At 68.0% G+C, this 17,475-nt stretch carries 18 protein-coding genes; 8 read left to right on the forward strand and 10 right to left on the reverse strand.

All coding sequences use genetic code 11. The features are described from left to right. Positions 1-105 precede the first annotated feature (105 nt). On the forward strand, positions 106-1,461 hold the full coding sequence (locus tag ATF69_RS08260; RefSeq protein WP_146870552.1) for an IPTL-CTERM sorting domain-containing protein: 1,356 nt from the start codon (positions 106-108) through the stop codon (positions 1,459-1,461). 4 nt (positions 1,462-1,465) lie between these two features. Here ATF69_RS08260 and ATF69_RS08265 read toward each other — a convergent pair whose 3' ends face one another. Beyond that, on the reverse strand, positions 1,466-2,224 hold the full coding sequence (locus tag ATF69_RS08265) for a tyrosine-protein phosphatase (protein ID WP_146870553.1): 759 nt from the start codon (positions 2,222-2,224) through the stop codon (positions 1,466-1,468). 188 nt (positions 2,225-2,412) lie between these two features. Here ATF69_RS08265 and ATF69_RS08270 point away from each other — a divergent pair, with 188 nt between their 5' ends. Further along, positions 2,413-3,243, forward strand: a complete 831-nt coding sequence (locus ATF69_RS08270; protein ID WP_244303677.1) for an AraC family transcriptional regulator — start codon at positions 2,413-2,415, stop codon at positions 3,241-3,243. On the opposite strand, the gene ATF69_RS08275 is transcribed toward ATF69_RS08270, so the two are convergent. From ATF69_RS08275 to ATF69_RS08300, 6 genes are all read right to left on the reverse strand, one after another. Next, a complete protein-coding gene (locus tag ATF69_RS08275) occupies positions 3,204-3,542 on the reverse strand; it encodes a DUF2834 domain-containing protein (RefSeq protein WP_056742774.1) in 339 nt (112 codons plus the stop codon). The two genes, ATF69_RS08270 and ATF69_RS08275, sit on opposite strands and share 40 nt — an antisense overlap. Positions 3,543-3,691: 149 nt before the next feature. Next, on the reverse strand, positions 3,692-4,042 hold the full coding sequence (locus tag ATF69_RS08280; RefSeq protein ID WP_146870555.1) for a DUF4124 domain-containing protein: 351 nt from the start codon (positions 4,040-4,042) through the stop codon (positions 3,692-3,694). Positions 4,043-4,109: 67 nt separating this feature from the next. Continuing rightward, the gene (locus ATF69_RS08285) at positions 4,110-4,712 is read right to left on the reverse strand and encodes a YbhB/YbcL family Raf kinase inhibitor-like protein (protein ID WP_146870556.1); all 603 of its coding nucleotides are present in this window, start codon (positions 4,710-4,712) and stop codon (positions 4,110-4,112) included. Positions 4,713-4,827: 115 nt separating this feature from the next. Next, a complete protein-coding gene (locus ATF69_RS08290; protein WP_116748341.1) occupies positions 4,828-5,604 on the reverse strand; it encodes a helix-turn-helix transcriptional regulator in 777 nt (258 codons plus the stop codon). A gap of 85 nt (positions 5,605-5,689) precedes the next feature. Next, positions 5,690-5,908 carry a hypothetical protein gene (locus ATF69_RS08295; RefSeq protein WP_056057588.1) on the reverse strand — a complete coding sequence of 73 codons (219 nt, stop codon included), beginning with the start codon at positions 5,906-5,908 and terminating at the stop codon, positions 5,690-5,692. After that, positions 5,908-8,817: a DNA topoisomerase III gene (locus ATF69_RS08300; RefSeq protein ID WP_146870557.1), complete on the reverse strand. Its 2,910-nt coding sequence runs from the start codon at positions 8,815-8,817 to the stop codon at positions 5,908-5,910. The genes ATF69_RS08295 and ATF69_RS08300 overlap by 1 nt, the downstream gene beginning before the upstream one ends. A gap of 119 nt (positions 8,818-8,936) precedes the next feature. Between ATF69_RS08300 and ATF69_RS08305 the strand changes: the two genes are divergently transcribed. The 4 genes from ATF69_RS08305 to ATF69_RS08320 are packed head-to-tail and all read left to right on the forward strand — an operon-like array spanning position 8,937 to position 11,875. After that, positions 8,937-9,491, forward strand: coding sequence for an SET domain-containing protein (locus tag ATF69_RS08305; protein ID WP_108500224.1), 555 nt, complete (start codon positions 8,937-8,939; stop codon positions 9,489-9,491). Next, entirely contained in the window at positions 9,488-10,342 is an 855-nt protein-coding gene (locus tag ATF69_RS08310) for a biotin--[acetyl-CoA-carboxylase] ligase (RefSeq protein WP_056056634.1), read from the forward strand. The genes ATF69_RS08305 and ATF69_RS08310 overlap by 4 nt, the downstream gene beginning before the upstream one ends. A 46-nt stretch (positions 10,343-10,388) precedes the next feature. Then, positions 10,389-11,120, forward strand: a complete 732-nt coding sequence (locus ATF69_RS08315) for an SPOR domain-containing protein (protein ID WP_099731756.1) — start codon at positions 10,389-10,391, stop codon at positions 11,118-11,120. An 11-nt stretch (positions 11,121-11,131) separates the two neighbouring features. After that, a complete protein-coding gene (locus tag ATF69_RS08320) occupies positions 11,132-11,875 on the forward strand; it encodes a DUF6882 domain-containing protein (RefSeq protein ID WP_146870558.1) in 744 nt (247 codons plus the stop codon). A 31-nt stretch (positions 11,876-11,906) separates the two neighbouring features. Here ATF69_RS08320 and ATF69_RS08325 read toward each other — a convergent pair whose 3' ends face one another. The 3 genes from ATF69_RS08325 to ATF69_RS08335 all read right to left on the reverse strand — a co-directional run bounded on the left by ATF69_RS08325 (position 11,907) and on the right by ATF69_RS08335 (position 15,249). After that, the gene (locus ATF69_RS08325; protein ID WP_146870559.1) at positions 11,907-12,911 is read right to left on the reverse strand and encodes an MBL fold metallo-hydrolase; all 1,005 of its coding nucleotides are present in this window, start codon (positions 12,909-12,911) and stop codon (positions 11,907-11,909) included. A 131-nt stretch (positions 12,912-13,042) separates the two neighbouring features. Then, positions 13,043-14,494, reverse strand: a complete 1,452-nt coding sequence (locus tag ATF69_RS08330) for a sensor histidine kinase (protein WP_015016304.1) — start codon at positions 14,492-14,494, stop codon at positions 13,043-13,045. Between the two features lie 80 nt (positions 14,495-14,574). After that, entirely contained in the window at positions 14,575-15,249 is a 675-nt protein-coding gene (locus ATF69_RS08335) for a response regulator (RefSeq protein WP_056056624.1), read from the reverse strand. Positions 15,250-15,387: 138 nt separating this feature from the next. On the opposite strand from ATF69_RS08335, the gene ATF69_RS08340 reads away from it, so the two are divergent. Beyond that, positions 15,388-16,044, forward strand: coding sequence for a response regulator (locus tag ATF69_RS08340; RefSeq protein WP_146870560.1), 657 nt, complete (start codon positions 15,388-15,390; stop codon positions 16,042-16,044). Beyond that, a complete protein-coding gene (locus ATF69_RS08345) occupies positions 16,041-17,453 on the forward strand; it encodes a sensor histidine kinase (protein ID WP_244303678.1) in 1,413 nt (470 codons plus the stop codon). The genes ATF69_RS08340 and ATF69_RS08345 overlap by 4 nt, the downstream gene beginning before the upstream one ends. The last annotated feature ends 22 nt before the right edge of the window (positions 17,454-17,475 follow it).

The following is a 17,475-nucleotide window of genomic DNA, read 5'->3' on the forward strand; positions in this document are numbered from 1 at the left end:
GTGCTCGCACCGTTTCGGTGGCCGCTGCCCGGCGCGCGCGGTGAGTCCTTCCTTCATACGGTCGTACCGACTGCATCCTCCGTAATCGCTTCCGCTTCATTCTCCATGTCATACACACTTTCCCTTTCAACGAAAACGGATGTCCGCCCCGTCCTTGGCGCGCTACGCCACGCTGCGGTGTGGACCTGCGGCGTCCTCGCCGCAATGGCAACACACACAGCACAAGCGCAGCCTGCAGGCTGGACACAAGCGAGTCCGTTCAATATCACGGAAAGCAGCGGCGCAACCCTGACGGATTACCAAATACGCCTGGTGCTCGACACGGCCAGCATGGTGACGGCGGGCCAATTGCGGGCAGACGCTGCCGATCTGCGCTTTGGGACTGCCGCATCGGGCGGCACGCTGATGGACTACTACATCGAACGCGGGGTCAACACCGCCTCCACGGTGGTGTGGGTCAAAGTTCCCACGATCCCCGCATTGGCCACGACGGCGTTCTTCATTTTTAGCGGCAATCCTGCCGCCACCAGCGCGAGCACCATCAATACGTTCGACTACACCGACGCCGTTGCCAATTCGGCCACACAGCAGGTGGTCGTAGGACAGCCTGGCGGCGTCACAAATTCCCAGCGCGGCTTCAGGTTCAAACCCAACCAGGACATTCTGGTGACCGACTTCGGGAAATACGAGCCTTCGGGAACCACCCGGTATCTGACGCTGTTCGATGTCGCCACGCAGGCCAAGCTGGCCCAGCAGCAGGTCTCAGGCCCAGCGAATACGTATACCTATGCGCAGCTTGCGCAGCCTCTGATGCTTACCAAGGACACCGAATACATCATGGAGATCTACCAGGGAGCGAGTGATGGCTACTACTTCGGCTCCAGCACGCAGATCAATCCTGTGCTGACGTATTTGGACATGCGCTATTGCAATGGCTGCACGCAAGACACGTTTCCCACCAACTACCTCAACGCTATCCACTACGGCTTCCCTGACTTCCAGTTTCGTACCACCAAGCAGGTCAGCCCGGCGCCGGTCTACGCGCTGGGAAACGTCGCGACCACCCTCTCGCTGACCAGCTCCAGCAACTCGGTCGGAGTGGGCGCCAGCGTCACCTTGACGGCGACCGTCAGCACTCCGTCTGCCGCAGGCACCGTGACCTTCCTGGATGGAGGAACGCCCATCGCCGGTTGCAGCGCCGTGCCCGTGGTTGCCGGTGCCGCGCAATGCACCACCAGCGACCTGCCCCTCGGCGCCCGGTCGCTGACGGCGGTGTACGACAGCGCCACGGGATATACGGCCAGCACCAGCGCCCCGTTCTCCCTGCAAGTGACACCGCTGGTAAGCGGCACGGCGATTCCCACCCTCTCAGAATGGGGCATCGCATGCATGGCACTGGTCCTGGCAGGCCTGGGGCTGGGTGGCCTATCCCGCTCCAGGGCGCGACAGGAACGCGCGTGATGCGTCAGCGGGTCGGCTGCAGATACCGCCCCACCAGCTCTGTCTGCGCTGCGGCGTCCACGCCCAGCACGTCCACCAGATAGGGCTGCAGACCGCCATAGTCGTTGTCCACCATGTGCAGGGCGGCGTCCAGAAACTCCTCTTGCACACGCCACAGCACGCGCAGCACTTCTTCCGGCGCGTGGCTGCCCATGCCCGGTGGGCGCTGGTAGAGCGCGTTGGTGAGCAGGTAGTCGTGCATGACTACATCGCGCGGCACGCCCAGGGTCAGCAGGATGAGGGCGGCGGCAAAGCCGGTGCGGTCTTTGCCAGCGGTGCAATGGAACACGGTGGGCGCGTCGCTGGCGAGCAGCAGGCGGAACAGCTCGGCAAAACGCGGGGCGTTGTCGTTCACAAAACCCAGGTAGGTGTCCCGCATCAGGCCCACGGCGTCTTGCGCCGTGAGCTGGCGGCCGGTGCGTTGCAGCTCCAGCGCGCGCTGCACCACGGTGGGTTCGATGTGCAGTGGGTGGTAGGCCACGCCGGGCAGTGCGTAGGCATACGCGGCGCTTTCGGCCTGGCCGCGAAAGTCCACCGCGCGGGCCACGCCCAGGTCTGCCAGCAGGGCCTGGTCCTCGGGCGTCAGGCCCGCCAGGTGGTCAGAGCGGAAGATGCGGCGCCATTTCACCGGGCGGCCGCCGTGGCCGGTGTAGCCGCCGAGGTCGCGGAAGTTGGTGGCGCCTGCGAGGGGGACGGACCGGGTGGGGGCTTGCTCTTGCTGCATGGTGCTTGGCACGGTTGAGTGGTTGGTGGGGATACGAAAGCAACAAGGATAGTCGGGCACTGCGGCAGCTGCATGTCGCACGGGTGGCTGGAGAACGTCGAGTACGACGGCTGACTTGCTGACCACCCACCCCCGAAAGCCGCCACCTGTGCTACGTCGATATGCAGAATGCGGGTATGCAGCGCTTGGTGCTCGTCCCCTCCGATTTGCAGCCTTGGCTGATGGCCGCCGTGGTGGTCAATGCCCCGGCGGCGCTGGCGCAATCGCATTTCCCGGCCATGGTGTCGAGCATGCTGGTGGTGCGGCTGGCCGGGCAGGTGGTGTGCCGGGGCGCGCCCGTGCCGCCATCGGCCTGGATGAGCGCCAGCACCACGGCCACGGTGTACGAACACAGCGGGCCGGTGCAGGCCGTGGGGCTGGTGCTGCAGCCTTCGGCAGCGGCGGCGCTGTTCGCCAGTGCGCGTGGAGTGGTGAACACGCTGCGGCCGCTGGCAGACCTGGTGGGCCCTGGGTGGGCGGAGGTGGAACACGCGGTGCGGGCAGCCGCGGACGATGGTGCGCGGCTGCAGGTGCTGTGCGACTTCGTCCGCCAGTGGGTTGCGCCGCCGTCGCCCTGCGAGGCGCGGCGGCAACAGGCGCTGGCCTTGCTGCATGCAGCCACTGAAAACGCCACGGATACGGTACAGCGTCTGGGTCTGAGCCAGCGGCAGTTTGAGCGGCGCTTTGTGGCGCATTGGGGCATGGCGCCCAAGCAGTTTCAGGTGATTGCACGGCTGAACAGCACGCTGGGCAACGCCCTGGCTGCGCCCGGCGACCCGGTGGTGGGCCTGGCGGTGGACCAGGGCTACTACGACCAGTCGCACATGGCGCGCGATGTGCGCAGGCTGGCGGGCCAGCCGCTACAGGCCCTGGTGCAGGGCAGCCGCAGCGCGGTCAGCGAACACTGGCCCCTGCAAGTGGGCGCGCAGGCGCAGCTGGGTCAGCCGCCGGAGGGATCAGCGTCCCTGCGCAGGCGTTGAGCCAGGTACAGCGGCATCACAAACGCGAGCCCGATACCAAAGCAGGCCGCGATGCAGGCCCAGCGCCACGCGCCCAGGCGGCGGTCGGCCGCCACCCAGGCTGAGAACGCCACGGCGGCCAGGTACACATCGCAGGTGATGCCGGTGGTGAGCGCGTTGGCAAAGGCATCGCGCCAGAAAACATCGGGCATCACGCTGCCGCCGCCCAGAAAGTACAAGGTGTTGAAGTACCAGGGGATGGCCAGACCGAGGGCGGCCAGCAGAACAAGAAAAACGCGCAGGGGTTGGTGGTGGTGCATCGGTGCATGCGGCCCCCAAAGAATGAGAGTGAGGCCTGGGGTAGTGAATCAATGCACCGATTGAATCCGCGCGGCCCCCTCGCGGGCTAGGAAAAAAACGACATGCCCACCACAGGCCTGCACGCCATCAACAGCTGGCCGCCAGCCGCTTACTGCGCAGGCGGTAGCGACGTGACTGCCCCGTTCACCGACAGCTCCTGGCTGCCCTGGGGGCAGGGCTGGTCGGTGTAGGTGGTGCGGCCGTCCCGCACACATTTGCGCGGCTGCGGAGCCACGGGCTGGGATGCGCCCGCCTGCGCGGGGCGGGCCTGCGCAGCAGCGGGGCGCTTGTCGGGCGGCAGGGACTCGGGCCCGGGGCGGGTGATCTTTTTCCAGGCCTGTTCGGTCCAGGGTCCGGCCTGGGGCAGCCACTGGTCGGCGGTCCACCACGCCGCTGCTGCGGCGGCCAGCAGCAGTGCGGCCAGAAGGGACCAGAGGGCTCGTTCGCGGGGGCTGCGCATGGGGTGGGCCTGTGATGGGGTGGGTGACTGCTGAGCTTAAAACATCACAGTGCCCCACCCCACACGGTCACTGCTGCTTGCCTTGGGCCGCAGGGCGCCCGTAGCGCGCGGTGAGTGTGGCCTTGCCCAGGCTGTTGGCGTTGATCATGTAGCCCGCCAGCGCAGCGGTGGCGTCGGCAGGCAGGTCCAGGCGTGGCACCTTGAGTGCGTGCACGGTGAAGATGTAGCGGTGCGGCGCATCCCCCTCGGGCGGGCACGCCCCGCCCCAGGCGGCCACGCCGTAGTCGATGCGCACATGGCTGGCGCCTGCAGGCAGCTTGGCGCCGCCAGCAGCACCGGCGTCGGGCTGCAGCTCGGTGACGCTGGCGGGGATGTTCACCACCGACCAGTGCCACCAGCCCGAGCCTGTGGGGGCGTCAGGGTCATACGCGGTGACGGCAAAGCTCTGCATGCCTGCAGGCGCACCGTTCCAGCGCAGCGCGGGCGACTGGTTCTCACCTGCGCAGCCGAATCCCTTGAACTCGAAACGCTGGGGCAAGGTGCCATCCGCCGCAAAGTCAGGGCTGCTGAGCGTGAACGCCTGGGCATGGGCAGCCAATGCCAGGCCGATGGTGGCAAGCGCCGCGATGGAGGTAAAAGCGCGGCGGGGGCGTGAAAGTGGGTGGCTCATCCAAAAAGCTCCTTGCAGTAGCGGTGTGAAACAAGGACTTGATGGTGCGGTGTGCCACGCCTTCGCACTGGCCCGGCGGCATCAAAGGCTGTGCGCTGTGCGTCAGCCGCAGTAATCAGGGCCTCAGTTGCGAGGGCGGAAAGCCAAAACGCTCGCGGAAGGCCGCGCTGAAGCGGCTGTGCGACTCGTAGCCGCAGCGCGCTGCGATTTCGGACACTTGCAGCGTGGAGCTTTGCAGCAGAACCAGCCCCGTCTCCAGCCGCACATCGCGCAGGCACTGGCTTACGGTTTCGCCCTCTTGTGCCAGGCGGCGCTGCAGGGTGCTGGCGCTGGTGGCAAAGGCGGCGGCGATACGCTCCACCGTCCAGTCAGCCTGCGGGCTGGGGCCCACCAGGCGGCGCACCCGGTCGGCCCAGCCCAGCTCGCCGGGCGGGGCGAAGACGATGCCTGCCTCGGCCAGCATCAGCAGCACTTCGAGCGCGCGGTGTTCGCGCAGCGCCTGCGAGCTGGCATCGCTCTCCAGCGCGGCCAGGGCACGCCGGTAACTGTCTTCAAATGCCGCATCGGCCGCCAGGCCCGCACAGCCCTGCACCGCAGGCACGGCCGCAAACTGGCCGAACTGGCGGTGAAACTGCTCCACCAGTTCGGGCGCAAAACACAGCAGTCGCGCCACATAGCGGCCTTGCGGGGCGGGGTCGTTGACCACCTCCCACTGCGCGCCACGCGGCAGCACAAACACCCGCCCGCTGGGATAGCGGTGCGCCCCGCCCGGTGTGACCAGGTGCTTGGTGCCAGAGACCACCCAGCCCACCGAATCCATGCGCACCGTGACAGTGTGGATGCGGTGGTGCACCGTGGTGGCAATCTGCAACGACAGTGCGGGTTCGACCATCAATCTCTCCCTTGCGGCTCACGTTCCATCATCCGCCCGGCCCCGTCCTGGTTGAAGACGGGCTGCGCGCGGTGGCAGCTTGCAGTCAGCGGGTGCGCTCCCGCGTCACGTTCACGTCGATATCGCCAAACACGGTCACGCCGCTCGCGCCCTGGGGCTGCTGCTGGCTGGCCGGGTCGCTGGAGCGCGCGGAGCCTGTGGTGGTGCAACCCCCCAGCGCAGCGGCAACCGCGAGTGCCACCAGCGCGGTGCGGCAGACGCTGCCCGCCATCGACGCGATAGGCACCATGTTCAGCGGCTTCATCATTCGCCGCCCAGGTGGTTGCCCAGGATGCCCGCCAGCTCAAACATGCCCGCGCTGTCCTTGCCGAACACGGCGCGCAGCTTGTCGTCAGCGACGATGGTGCGCTTGTCCTTGGGGTCTTGCAGGTTGTGGGCCTTGATGTATTCCCACATCTTCTTCACGGCCTCGGGGCGCGCCACCGGCTCGTTGCCGATCACGGCGGCCAGGGCTGCGCTGGGGGCCTTGCCCGCGGCGGCCTTGCGCGGGGCTTTGGCAGCCGTCGTTTTGGCTGCGGCCTTCTTTGCAGGAGCTTTTTTGGCGGCAGCGCTAGTGGCTTTTGCCTTGGTTGCTATTGTTTTTGAAGCGGCGCCCGGGCGGGGTGGGAACTTGCTGGGCGCGAATTCAAAGTTGACCTTGCCCGCCTCCTTGTCCCACGCCAGGTGGGCCTTGAAGTTGCGGCGCGTGCGCATGCTCACGAACTTGTCGAGCAGGTCGGTCTTGCCGGTCTCCAGCAGCTTGTGCATCTGCTCGCGCTCCACAGGCTGTTGCAGGATGATCTTGCCGCTCTTGAAGGTGCAGCTGGGCGTCGGCTGCGCCGCGGTGGGCACGGCCTTGCTGCACACGTAGTTGCTGCCGTGTTCGTGCACTTCCGATCCGCAGATGGGGCAAGGGCCGAGCGCGGCGTCTTCAAACTCCACGATCTCGCCGGACTCTTCGCCCTTCTTGTCGTCGCCGAAGTCGAATTCGAGCTTGTAGTTGTGCGCCTCGTCGTCGTACTTGATGACGATCTCGGACGTGAAGGGCCAGCCCGCCTTGGAGCGGAAGCCCTCCAGCGGCCCGATCTTCTTGTCCCGCAGCAGGGCATTGGCCTCTGCCGTCTCGAACGTGCGGCCTGCGGGTGATTTGCCGAAGCTGAATCCACAAGGCTCCGCGCCCGCCTTGCCCACGCAGGCAAAGCGGCGGTAGTTCTCCTTCACCACGCCGCCGCAGTTGGGGCAGGGCGATTCCAGCGTGGCGTAGTCGCCGGGGATGGTGTCGCGGTCGTATTCCTTGGCCTTCTTGACCATGCGCTCGGTCATGGCGGCGATCTCGGCCATGAAGGCTTCGCGGCTCAGTTGGCCCTTTTCCATTTGCGAGAGCTTGTACTCCCACTCGCCGGTCAGGTCGGCACGGCAGAGTTCTTCCACTTCCAGACCGCGCAGCAGCGTCATGAGCTGGAAGGCCTTGGCCGTGGGGATGATTTCGCGGCCTTCGCGCAGCATGTACTTTTCGGTCAGCAGGCCTTCGATGATGGCCGCGCGCGTGGCAGGCGTGCCCAGGCCTTTTTCCTGCATGGCTTCGCGCAGTTCGTCGTCGTCGATCTGCTTGCCCGCGCTTTCCATGGCGCCCAGCAGCGTGGCTTCGGAGTAGCGTGCGGGGGGCTTGGTCTTGAGGCCCTTGGGGTCGGCAGCCAGGGTGTTGACGCTCTCGCCGGGCTTCACCGGCACCAGGTTCTGGCCCTTGTCGCCATCCTTGCCGCCTTCCACTTCGTCGGCGGCTTCCTTGCCGTAGATGGCCAGCCAGCCCGGCTTGACCAGCACCTTGCCTTCAGTCTTGAAGCTATGGGGCGCTACCGTCGAAATGCGGGTCGTCACCGTGTACTCGGCGCTCGGGAAGAACACGGCCATGAAACGGCGCACGACCAGGTCGTACAGCTTTTGCTCAGCCTCGCTCAGGCCGCTCGGTGCCTGCAGCGTGGGGATGATGGCGAAGTGATCGCTGACCTTGCTGTTGTCGAAGATGCGCTTGGACGGGCGCACGTAGTTGTTGTTCAGCGCGGTGAGCGCGTGCGGCGCCAGGTGCCGCATGCCGCTGTCGGCCAGCATCTCGAAGGTCTGCTTGGCCACCGGCAGGTAGTCCTCGGGCAGCGCGCGCGAGTCGGTACGTGGGTAGGTCAGGGCCTTGTGGCGCTCGTACAGGCTTTGCGCAAGGGCCAGCGTGGTCTTGGCCGAGAAGCCGAACTTGCCGTTGGCCTCGCGCTGCAGGCTGGTCAGGTCGAACAGCAGGGGCGACGCCTGGGTGGTGGGCTTGCTCTCTTCGGTGACCGTGGCCTGCTTGCCGCGCACAGCGTTGGCTATTGACTGTGCCTCGGCGGCGGACCACACACGGTCCGCGCGCATTTCCACATCCTCGCCCTTCTTCCACTTGGGGTCGAACCACTTGGCGGGGTACTCGCCGGCTTCCGCGCCAAAGGTGGCGTGGATTTCCCAATAGTCGCGGCTGATGAACTTGCGGATCTTCTCCTCGCGCTCCACCACCAGCGACAGCGTGGGCGTCTGCACCCGGCCCACGGTGGTCAGGAAGAACCCACCATCGCGCGAGTTGAACGCCGTCATGGCCCGCGTGCCATTGATGCCCACCAGCCAGTCGGCCTCGGAGCGGCTGCGGGCCGCGCTGGCCAGGCCCGCCATCTGCTGCTCGGTGCGCAGCGCATCAAAGCCGTCGCGGATGGCCTGGGGCGTCATGGACTGCAGCCACAGGCGCTTGACCGGTTTGCCCAGGGGCTTGGCGCCACCGGCGTACTGTTCGATCAGGCGGAAGATCAGCTCTCCCTCGCGGCCCGCGTCGCAGGCGTTGATGAGCTGTGTCACGTCCTTGCGCTTGGCCTGCTTGACCACCGCGTTCAGGCGGCTCTTGGTCTTGTCCACGGGCTTCAGGTCAAAGTACGGCGGGATCACAGGCAGGTGCGCAAAGCTCCACTTGCCGCGCTTCACGTCAAACTGCTCGGGGGCTTGGATCTCCACCAGGTGGCCCACGGCGCTGGTGACTACATAGCGGTCGTTCTCGAAGTGGTCTTCGTGCTTCTCGAACTTGCCCGCCACGGGGGTCAGCGCGCGCACGATGTCTTGCGCCACCGAGGGTTTCTCTGCAATTACCAGGGTCTTGGTCATTTTTTGGTTTCTCGCCAGTCTGGCTGTCCGGCATCCGGCCGGTCGCTTCTACAATTCGTTGCCTCACGCGTACACGCGCACGCGCATGTGTGCATATTCAAGTTAACAGAGTTTTTGCCATGCCCCGCACCGCACCGCCTGCAACCCCGACCCCCGCGCAGGGCCGTCGCATCCAGACCCGGCGTTCGGGCGTGCACGGCAAGGGCGTTTTTGCCGTGCAGGATATTGCAGAGGGCGAAGTCCTTGTCGAATACACGGGTGAAGTGATCGGCTGGCAGGAGGCGCAGGACCGGCACCCGCACGACCCCTTGCAGCCCAACCACACGTTCTACTTCCATGTGGATGAAGACCACGTGATCGATGCAAAGTTCGGTGGCAATTCGTCGCGCTGGATCAACCACAGCTGCAACCCCAACTGTTATGCCGACGAGCGGGACGGCCGCATTTTCATCACCGCGCTGCGCAACATCCAGGCGGGCGAAGAGCTGAACTACGACTACGGCCTGATCATTGAAGAGCGCTACACCCCGAAGCTCAAGGCCGAATACCCCTGCTGGTGTGGCAGCCCCAACTGCCGGGGCACGCTGCTGGCGCCCAAGCGCGGCTGGGCACCTCCCGTGCCGCTGCCGCCGTCCAAACCTTCCGCCAAGGCCGCCAAAAAGGCCCGGCGATGAATGCCCCCATCCGCTGGCCTGCCGAGGCCGTCTGGGAAGCGGTGTCACCGCTGTTACCGGGCTTTACCGTCGAGGTGCTGCCCACCATCGACTCCACCAACACCGAATTGATGCGCCGTGCGCGCAACGGCCAGTGCGAGCCCACCTTGCTGGTGGCCGAGCAGCAGACTGCCGGGCGCGGGCGGCTGGGGCGGGTGTGGCAAAGCGATGTGGGGGCTTCTCTCATGATGTCCTTGGGACTGCCGCTGGCCCCCCAGGACTGGTCCGGCCTGTCGCTCGCCGTGGGGGTGAGCGTGGCTGAAAGCCTGCAGCCCGTGCTGCCTGCGCTGGGGGCGGGGCAGCCTGCGCGTGTGGGGCTCAAGTGGCCCAACGACCTGTGGCTGGGCGGCGCTGCGGGCGACCGCAAGCTGGGTGGCATCCTGGTGGAGACGGCCAGTTTTGTGGCACCCCAGGCTGTGGCTTCGCAGGCCAGCACCAGCACCGCGCGCTATGTGGTGGTGGGCATTGGCATCAACGTGCTGCCGCGCAGCCCCGAGGGCATGAGCATGCCCCCCGGCAGCCTGCAGGAGGTGGAGCCGGGCCTGGACGCACCCACCGCCCTGCTGCGGATCGTGCCGCCGCTGGTGGCCATGCTGCAGTCGTTTGCGGGCTATGGGTTTGCGCCCATGCAGCCCCGCTTTGCGGCACGTGATGTGCTGCAGGGCCGCGCGGTGACGCTGAGCGACGGCCACACCGGCACCGCGCATGGCGTGGGCGATGATGGCGCGCTGCTGGTGCACACAGCCGGTGGCATGCAGGCCATCACCAGTTCTGAAATCAGCGTCCGGCCGGCGGCGGTGCCACCGGTGTGAGACAGTTTCCTCTTCCGATGCGAGTGTTCTTGAAAGGCCGCGCCCCATGCTCCGTCTTGCCGTGATCGTGCTGCTGCTGGCCAACGCGGGCTACTACGCGTGGTCGCAGGGGCTGCTGCGCCAGTTTGGCTATGCGCCGCAAGAGCAGTCCGAGCCCCAGCGCATGAATCAGCAGATCCGGCCCGAGACGCTGCAGATCCTGAAGGTCAACCCCAGCAAGACCTCCTCTGCTGCGCCCCCCGCCCCCACCCCTGCTTCCCCATCCCAGGCCACCGCCGCCAACTATTCCCCCACCCCCGCCTCCACACCGGCTGCCCCGGCCCCCGCAGAATCCGCCGAGTGCCTGCAGGCCGGCGTCTTCGACGAGCGCCAGGCCGAAGTGCTGCGCACGGCGGCTGCTGGCTTGCCCTCAGGCAGCTGGATGCTGGAGCCCACGCCCGTGCCGGGCCGCTGGATGGTCTACATGGGGCGCTTTGACGATGTGGAAACACTGGACCGCAAACGTGCCGAGCTGCGCGCCCGCAAGGTGGACCACGACCGCGCCGGGGGCACGCTCGAACTGGGCTTGTCGCTGGGCCGCTTTGCATCGAAAGAGGCGGCCGAGCGCGAGCTGGCCAACCTCGGCAACAAAGGTGTGCGCACGGCGCGCGTGATCCAGGAGCGCGCCGAATCCCCCGGCTTCACGCTGCGCCTGTCCGCCGTGAACGACGCGCTGCGGGCACAGCTGGATGTGCTGCGCACGGCCATGGCGGGCAAGACGCTGCGCACCTGCGGCTGAGCACCTTCACCATGAACGAAGAGCCGACATCCATCCAGTGCGGCGAGCACGGAGAGGCCGCACCCACCTACGTGTGCGGCCACCTGTGCCGCCACCCGGTGCAACGCTGGTTTTGCGATGCGCCGTCGCCAGACACCCCTTACCCGGACGCCTGGTGTGCGAGCTGCCATACCGAGCTGCTCAAGACAGGCGGCGAGTGGAACGAACACAACGCTGACTGCCTGGACCTCCAGATCCTGTGCCACCACTGCTACCAGGACGCCATGGCACGCAGCGTGGAGGCCCTGGACGGTGATGTCGAAGCCGCCTGGATCGATGCGGTGACACAGGGCCACCATGCGCTGCGGGACAAGCAGCGCGCACTGGAGCAGGACCACGGCATTTCGCACTTTGAACGCTGGGACTACGACCAGGCGGCAGGCACCTTGACCTTTTCAGACGGCGGTGTGCCCCGTCTGGTGGCCGACATCGAGTTCATCGGCTCCGTGTCGGAGGCCAGCGGCACCTGGCTGTGGGCCTGGGCCAATTTCCACAACGAGGCCCCGGTGGTGTCGCGCATCGCTGCGGTGCGGGAGTGGGGCGAAGCCCAAGGCTTCCTGCACCTCACGGTGCCGCTGTGGAAGGGCGATGCCACCGATGGCTGGGAGCTGTCGGGCGTGGCCGCGCAGGTGCTGGGCGCCCAGGGCGTGTACCGCGTGCCCACGGGCCGGGGCTTTTTGTACATGGCCCTGATGTCGGTGCAGCGCGTGGCGTGAGCACGGTTGCTGCGCCAACCCCGGTGCAGCGCTATGGCAGCGGTATGGCGCGCGTCTCGCCCTGCCGCATGAGCCAGACGCGGTCCAGCGGCAGGCCACGTTGCGCGAGCGCGGCGGCCAGGTCGCGCGGCGGGTGGTCGAAGGCCTCCTGCGTCAGCATGAACGTGCCCCAGTGCACACCCATGGCCTGCCTGGCCTCTACATCCAGCATGAGTTGCACGGCGTCCTCGGGGTTCACGTGCATGGGCTTCATGAAGTCGCGGGGCAGATAGGCGCCGATGGGCAGGGCCAGAAAGTCCACCGGCCCCAGGCGCTGGCGGATGGCCTTGAAGTCGTCGCTGTAGCCCGTGTCGCCCGGGAACAGAAAGCGCCAGGGCGCAGCCGCCTGCGGGCGCGCCCATTCCAGCAGGTACCCACCCCACAGCGAGGCATTCGTATCCCACGGGGTGCGGCGGCTCCAGTGCTGTGACGGCGTGAACACCACGCGCACGTCGGGGGCGATGTCGGCGTGCTCCCACCAGTTCAGCGCGGTGACGGGGCCCATGCCCCGCTGTGTGAACCAGTCGGCCAGCCCCAGCGGCACCACAAAGCGGGGCGACTGGCCCGCGTCGCGCAGGCGGCGCAAGGTGCCGTAGCACAGGTGGTCGTAGTGGTTGTGCGAGATCAGCACCACATCGATGGGCGGCAGGTCCTCGGGCGCCAGGGGCGCAGGCACACGGCGCGGGGCACCGAAGCGGCCCAGGGGGCCCGCAAAATCGCACAGCGTGGGGTCGATCAGCACGTTCAGCCCCGCCACCTGCAGCAGCATGGAGACATGGCCCAGCCAGGTGATCACGGGCGCCTGCTGGCGCTGCGCCAGGCGCGCGGGGTCCACGGGCTGCGTCCACTGCCGGGCAAAGGCCGCGTAGCCACCCGCCGGTTCGCTGCGCGGCTTGAAATCGCCGCGCAGCGAGCGCCAGACCATTTCGTACCAGGGGAAGTTGCCGATCACCACGGCAGGGTGCGTGTTGGCAAAGCGGCGGGGCGGTGAGGTCATGGTGGGGGGCTGCGTCCGTGCAAAAAGATCGGGCCAGGCTACGAGGCCGCATGATGCCGGATGCCCGGTGCTGTGGCGGGTTGCCAGCGCATCAACCCTGCAGCGCGACGGCCTTGTCTTCTGCCATAGGGTCAGCTGCCCGCCACCACGTCCCGCGCCGCAAACCGCACGCTGAAGCGCGCGCCGGGCGGGGTCTGGCCAGGGCGCGCGTCTTCGAGCGTGACCTCGGCATCGTGCTTGCTGGCGATCTCCAGCACGATGGGCAGGCCCAGGCCGGAGCCGTCGGCCTCGCTGCCCAGGGCGCGGTAGAACGGCTGGAACACCAGCTCGCGCTCGGCCTCGGGCACGCCGGGGCCGGAGTCCTCGACCTGCAGCAGCAGCACATGGCCGAAGGTGTCGGCCAGCACGCGGGCGGTGACCACGCCGGGCTTGTCGGGCGTGGAGGGGGTGTAGTTGATGGCGTTGTCCACCAGGTTGCGCACCAGCTCCTTGAGCAGCGTGGGGTTGCCGTCGATCAGCACGCCCGGCGATCCGGGCTCGGCGCCGTCGTAGCCCAGGTCGATGTGCTTGTCGAGCGCACGGGGCACCGAGTCGCGCACCACCTCGATCACCAGGCGCGCCAGGTCGCAGGGCTGGCGGGCAATGCCCACGCCGCTGCCCTCGGCCCGCGCCAGCGCCAGCAGCTGGTTGACGGTGTGTGTGGCGCGGATGCTGGAGCGCCCGATCTGCTGCAGCGAGCGCTTGAGCTCTTCGGTGCTGGTGCCTTCGCGCTGGGCCAGGTCGGCTTGCATGCGCAGGCCCGCCAGCGGGGTCTTGAGCTGGTGGGCTGCATCGGCCAGAAAGCGCTTTTGCGTGGCCAGCGAATCGTTCAGCCGCGTGAGCAGGTCGTTGACGGACGACACCAGTGGCGCCACTTCGAGAGGCACGGTGCGGTCGTCCAGCGGCGAGAGGTCGTCGGGGTTGCGCGCGCGGATGCGCTGCTCCAGCTGGTTGAGCGGCTGGATGCCCCGTGCCAGCGCCAGCCACACCAGCAGCACCGCCAGCGGCAGGATGACGAACTGCGGCAGCATCACGCCCTTGATGATTTCGGTGGCCAGCACGCTGCGTTTTTCGCGCGTCTCGGCCACCTGGACCAGCGCCACCGGCGTGTCTTTCAGCGGCAGGCGCACCCAGATGTAGGCCACGCGGATGTCGATGCCGCGCATCTCGGCATCGCGCAGCCGCACCTCGCCCGACAGGGGCACCTCGTCGCTTGGGGGCTCGGGCAGTTCGCGCTCGCCCGAAAGGAACTCGCCGCCCGGGCCGATGACCTGGTAGTACACGATGTCGGAGTCGTCAGCCCGCAGGATCTCGCTGGCGGGCTGGGGCAGGTTGAACTGGGCCTTGTCGCCCACCACGCTCACCAGTTGGGCGAGTGCGTGGGCGTTGTACTCCAGCGCGCGGTCAAACGGCTTGTTGGCCAGGCCCTGCGCCACCAGCCAGGTCAGCGCCAGGCTCACAGGCCACAGCAGCAGCAGCGGCGTGAGCATCCAGTCCAGGATTTCGCCGAACAGGGAGCGCTGCTCGCGCTGGAAGATCTTCACAGCGGCCGCCGTGGCATTTTTGAGGCCAAAACACCCGATAGCGCTACATTCATATGCACAAGCTGCTATCGTTTTGATAGTTAATTGGGGATCTTCTCAAGGCAGTAGCCCAGGCCGCGCACGGTGGCGATGCGGATGGGGCCGCCTTCGATCTTCTTGCGCAGGCGGTGGATGTAGACCTCGATGGCGTTGTTGCTCACCTCTTCGCCCCATTCGCACAGGCGCTCGACCAGTTGCTCCTTGCTCACCAGGCGGCCGGCGCGCTGCAGCAGCACCTCCAGCAGGCCCAGCTCGCGGGCAGACAGCTCGATCATCTTGCCGTCGATGGTGGCCACGCGGCCGGCCTGGTCGTACACCAGTGGGCCGTGCTTGATGGCGCTGCTGGTGCCGCCCATGCCCCGGCGCGTGAGGGCACGCACGCGGGCTTCGAGCTCTTGCAGGCTGAAGGGCTTGGCCATGTAGTCGTCGGCGCCAAAGTCCAGGCCCTTCACGCGTTCCTCCACGCTGTCTGCGGCGGTGAGGATGAGCACCGGCAGGGCGGAGCCCCGGCCGCGCAGTTTTTTCAGCACCTCCAGCCCATGCATCTTGGGCAGGCCCAGGTCCAGGATGAGCAGGTCGAACTCGTTGTTGGTCATCAGCGCCGCGTCGGCCTCGCTGCCGCTGGCGACATGGTCCACCACGGCGCCCGAGGCACGCAGCGTGCGCAGCAGGCCATCGGCCAGCACCTGGTCGTCTTCGGCAATGAGGATGCGCATGCGGACTGTCTCCTTGGGTGGTGCGGCCCGTGGGCGGGCCTGTGTCGTCATTGTCTGCCTGTGCGAGGATTTTAGGCGCCAGCTCCCTGCCCGGCGCCTTTGGCTGGCTGCAAGCTTGGGACACGGAAAATGGCGGCCATGCACATCCTGCTCATCGAAGACGACCTGGACCTGGGCCAGGCCCTGCAGCAAGCCCTGCAGCAGGGCGGATTCACTGTGCAATGGCTGCGCAGCGTGGCCGCCACGCCGCCCCTGCCCGACGCCAACGAGGTCGCCGCCGTGCTGCTGGACCTGACCCTGCCCGACGGTCAGGGCATGGCGTTGCTGCGTCGCTGGCGCCGCGCGGGCCTCAGCCTGCCGGTGATCGTGATCACGGCCCGCACCGCCTTGCAGGACCGGCTTGACGGCCTGGACGGCGGTGCCGACGACTACGTGCTCAAGCCCTTCGATGTGCCCGAGCTGCTGTCGCGCTTGCACGCCGTGTTGCGGCGCAGTGCGCGCCAGGCCAGCGAGGAGTGGACGCTGGGCGCGCTGCGCCTGGCGCCCCGGCGGCACGAGGCCTGGGTGGACGACGAGCCCCTGGCGCTGTCACCGCGCGAGTTCCGGCTGCTGGTGGAGCTGGCGCGCGAACCCGGCAAGGTGGTGGCCAAGAACGTGCTTGCCCAGCGGCTCGAACCCCTGGGCGACGCGCTGGATGCCGCCACACTGGAGGTGCATGTCTCCAACCTGCGCAAGAAGATCGGCGCAGAGCGCGTGGTCACGGTGCGTGGCGTGGGCTACCGGCTGCAGCCATGACACCACCTACCGAGACCCCCGCGCCCCCACGCGGCTGGTGGGGCCCGAGCCTCATGCGCCGCACCCTGCTGGCGCTGCTCGCGGCCATGGCGTTGGTGTGGCTGGTGCTGCTGGGCCAGGCGGCCATCACCCACTACCGCGCCATGGACACCAACCCCGGCGTGCGCCAGCTCGCGCAGGGGCTGGCAGGGGCGCTGGCCACGCTGGAGCAACCCGCCGAGGCCCGCGCGCTGGTGCACGGCATGGCCCACACCCTCAACGCCATGCGCGCCGATGTGGACCTGCTGCAGGGCACCTCGGTGCTGCTGCAGCTGCAGGACCGCACAGGCCAGCTTCTGCATAGCAGCACGGCCGGTGTGCGCGCGGTGGTGCTGGCAGGCGACGCGGGCCATGCCGCGATGGACGTGGCCGGCACACCCCATTGGGTGGCCTGGGAAAGCACGGGCCCCTGGCGCGTGGTGGTGGCCGAGCCCCGCCTGGCCGATGCGCGGCTGCTGGGCTTCATGGGCGAAGACCTGGCGGCCTCGGTGCTGCTGGCGCTGCCGCTGGTGGGCCTGCCGCTGTGGCTGGCCGTGCGCACCGGGCTGCGCCCGCTGGCGCGGCTGGATGCCCAGATCGCCGCGCGCTCGGCCAACGACCTGCGGCCGCTGCAGCACCTTCCGCCCCAGCGCGAGCTGCACGGCCTGGCCCAGTCGTTCGACCAGCTGCTGGCCCGCCTGCGGGCCCACCTGGCGCGCGAAAAGGCCCTGGTGCACGACGCGGCCCACGAACTGCGCACGCCCATGGCCGTCATCGCCACCCAGGCCCATGTGCTGGCGCAAGCCCCCGAAGGCCCCGCACGCGCGCAGGCCAGCGAGGCGCTGACGCGCGCTGTGCAGCGCGCCGCGCACCTGAGCGAACAGCTGCTCACGCTGGCGGCACTGGAGGAAGCCCCCGCGCAGCACCCCACCGCGCCCCAGGACCTGATGGCGCTGCTGCAGGACTGCCTGGCAGAGCGCGCGGGCTGGGCCGAGGGCCTGGGCGTGGAGCTGTCGCTGGACGGCCCGGACACCCTGGAGCTGCCGTTGGACCGACAGCTGCTCTGGTCCGCCCTGGGCAATGTGCTGGACAACGCGCTCAAGCACGGCTGCGGCCCGGGCGCGGGGCGCGAGGTGCAGTTGCGGGTGCGGCAGGAGGGCGGCGACGTGGTGGTCTGGATTGCCGACGACGGCCCGGGCATAGCGGCCGGTGAGCAGGACCGGGTGTTCGAGCGTTTCTGGCGCTCGCCACGCGCGCGCAGCAGCGGATCGGGCCTGGGGCTCACCATTGCGCAGCAGGCCATCGGCCACCTGGGCGGGCAGGTCCGCCTGGGGCCGGGGCTGTACGGGCGGGGCGTAGGCTTCACGCTGCGCTGGCCGGTGGCGGGCTGACAATCCCCACCCGGCAGCTCCA

This window comes from Acidovorax delafieldii (assembly GCF_007993815.1).
Lineage (GTDB): Bacteria > Pseudomonadota > Gammaproteobacteria > Burkholderiales > Burkholderiaceae_C > Acidovorax > Acidovorax delafieldii.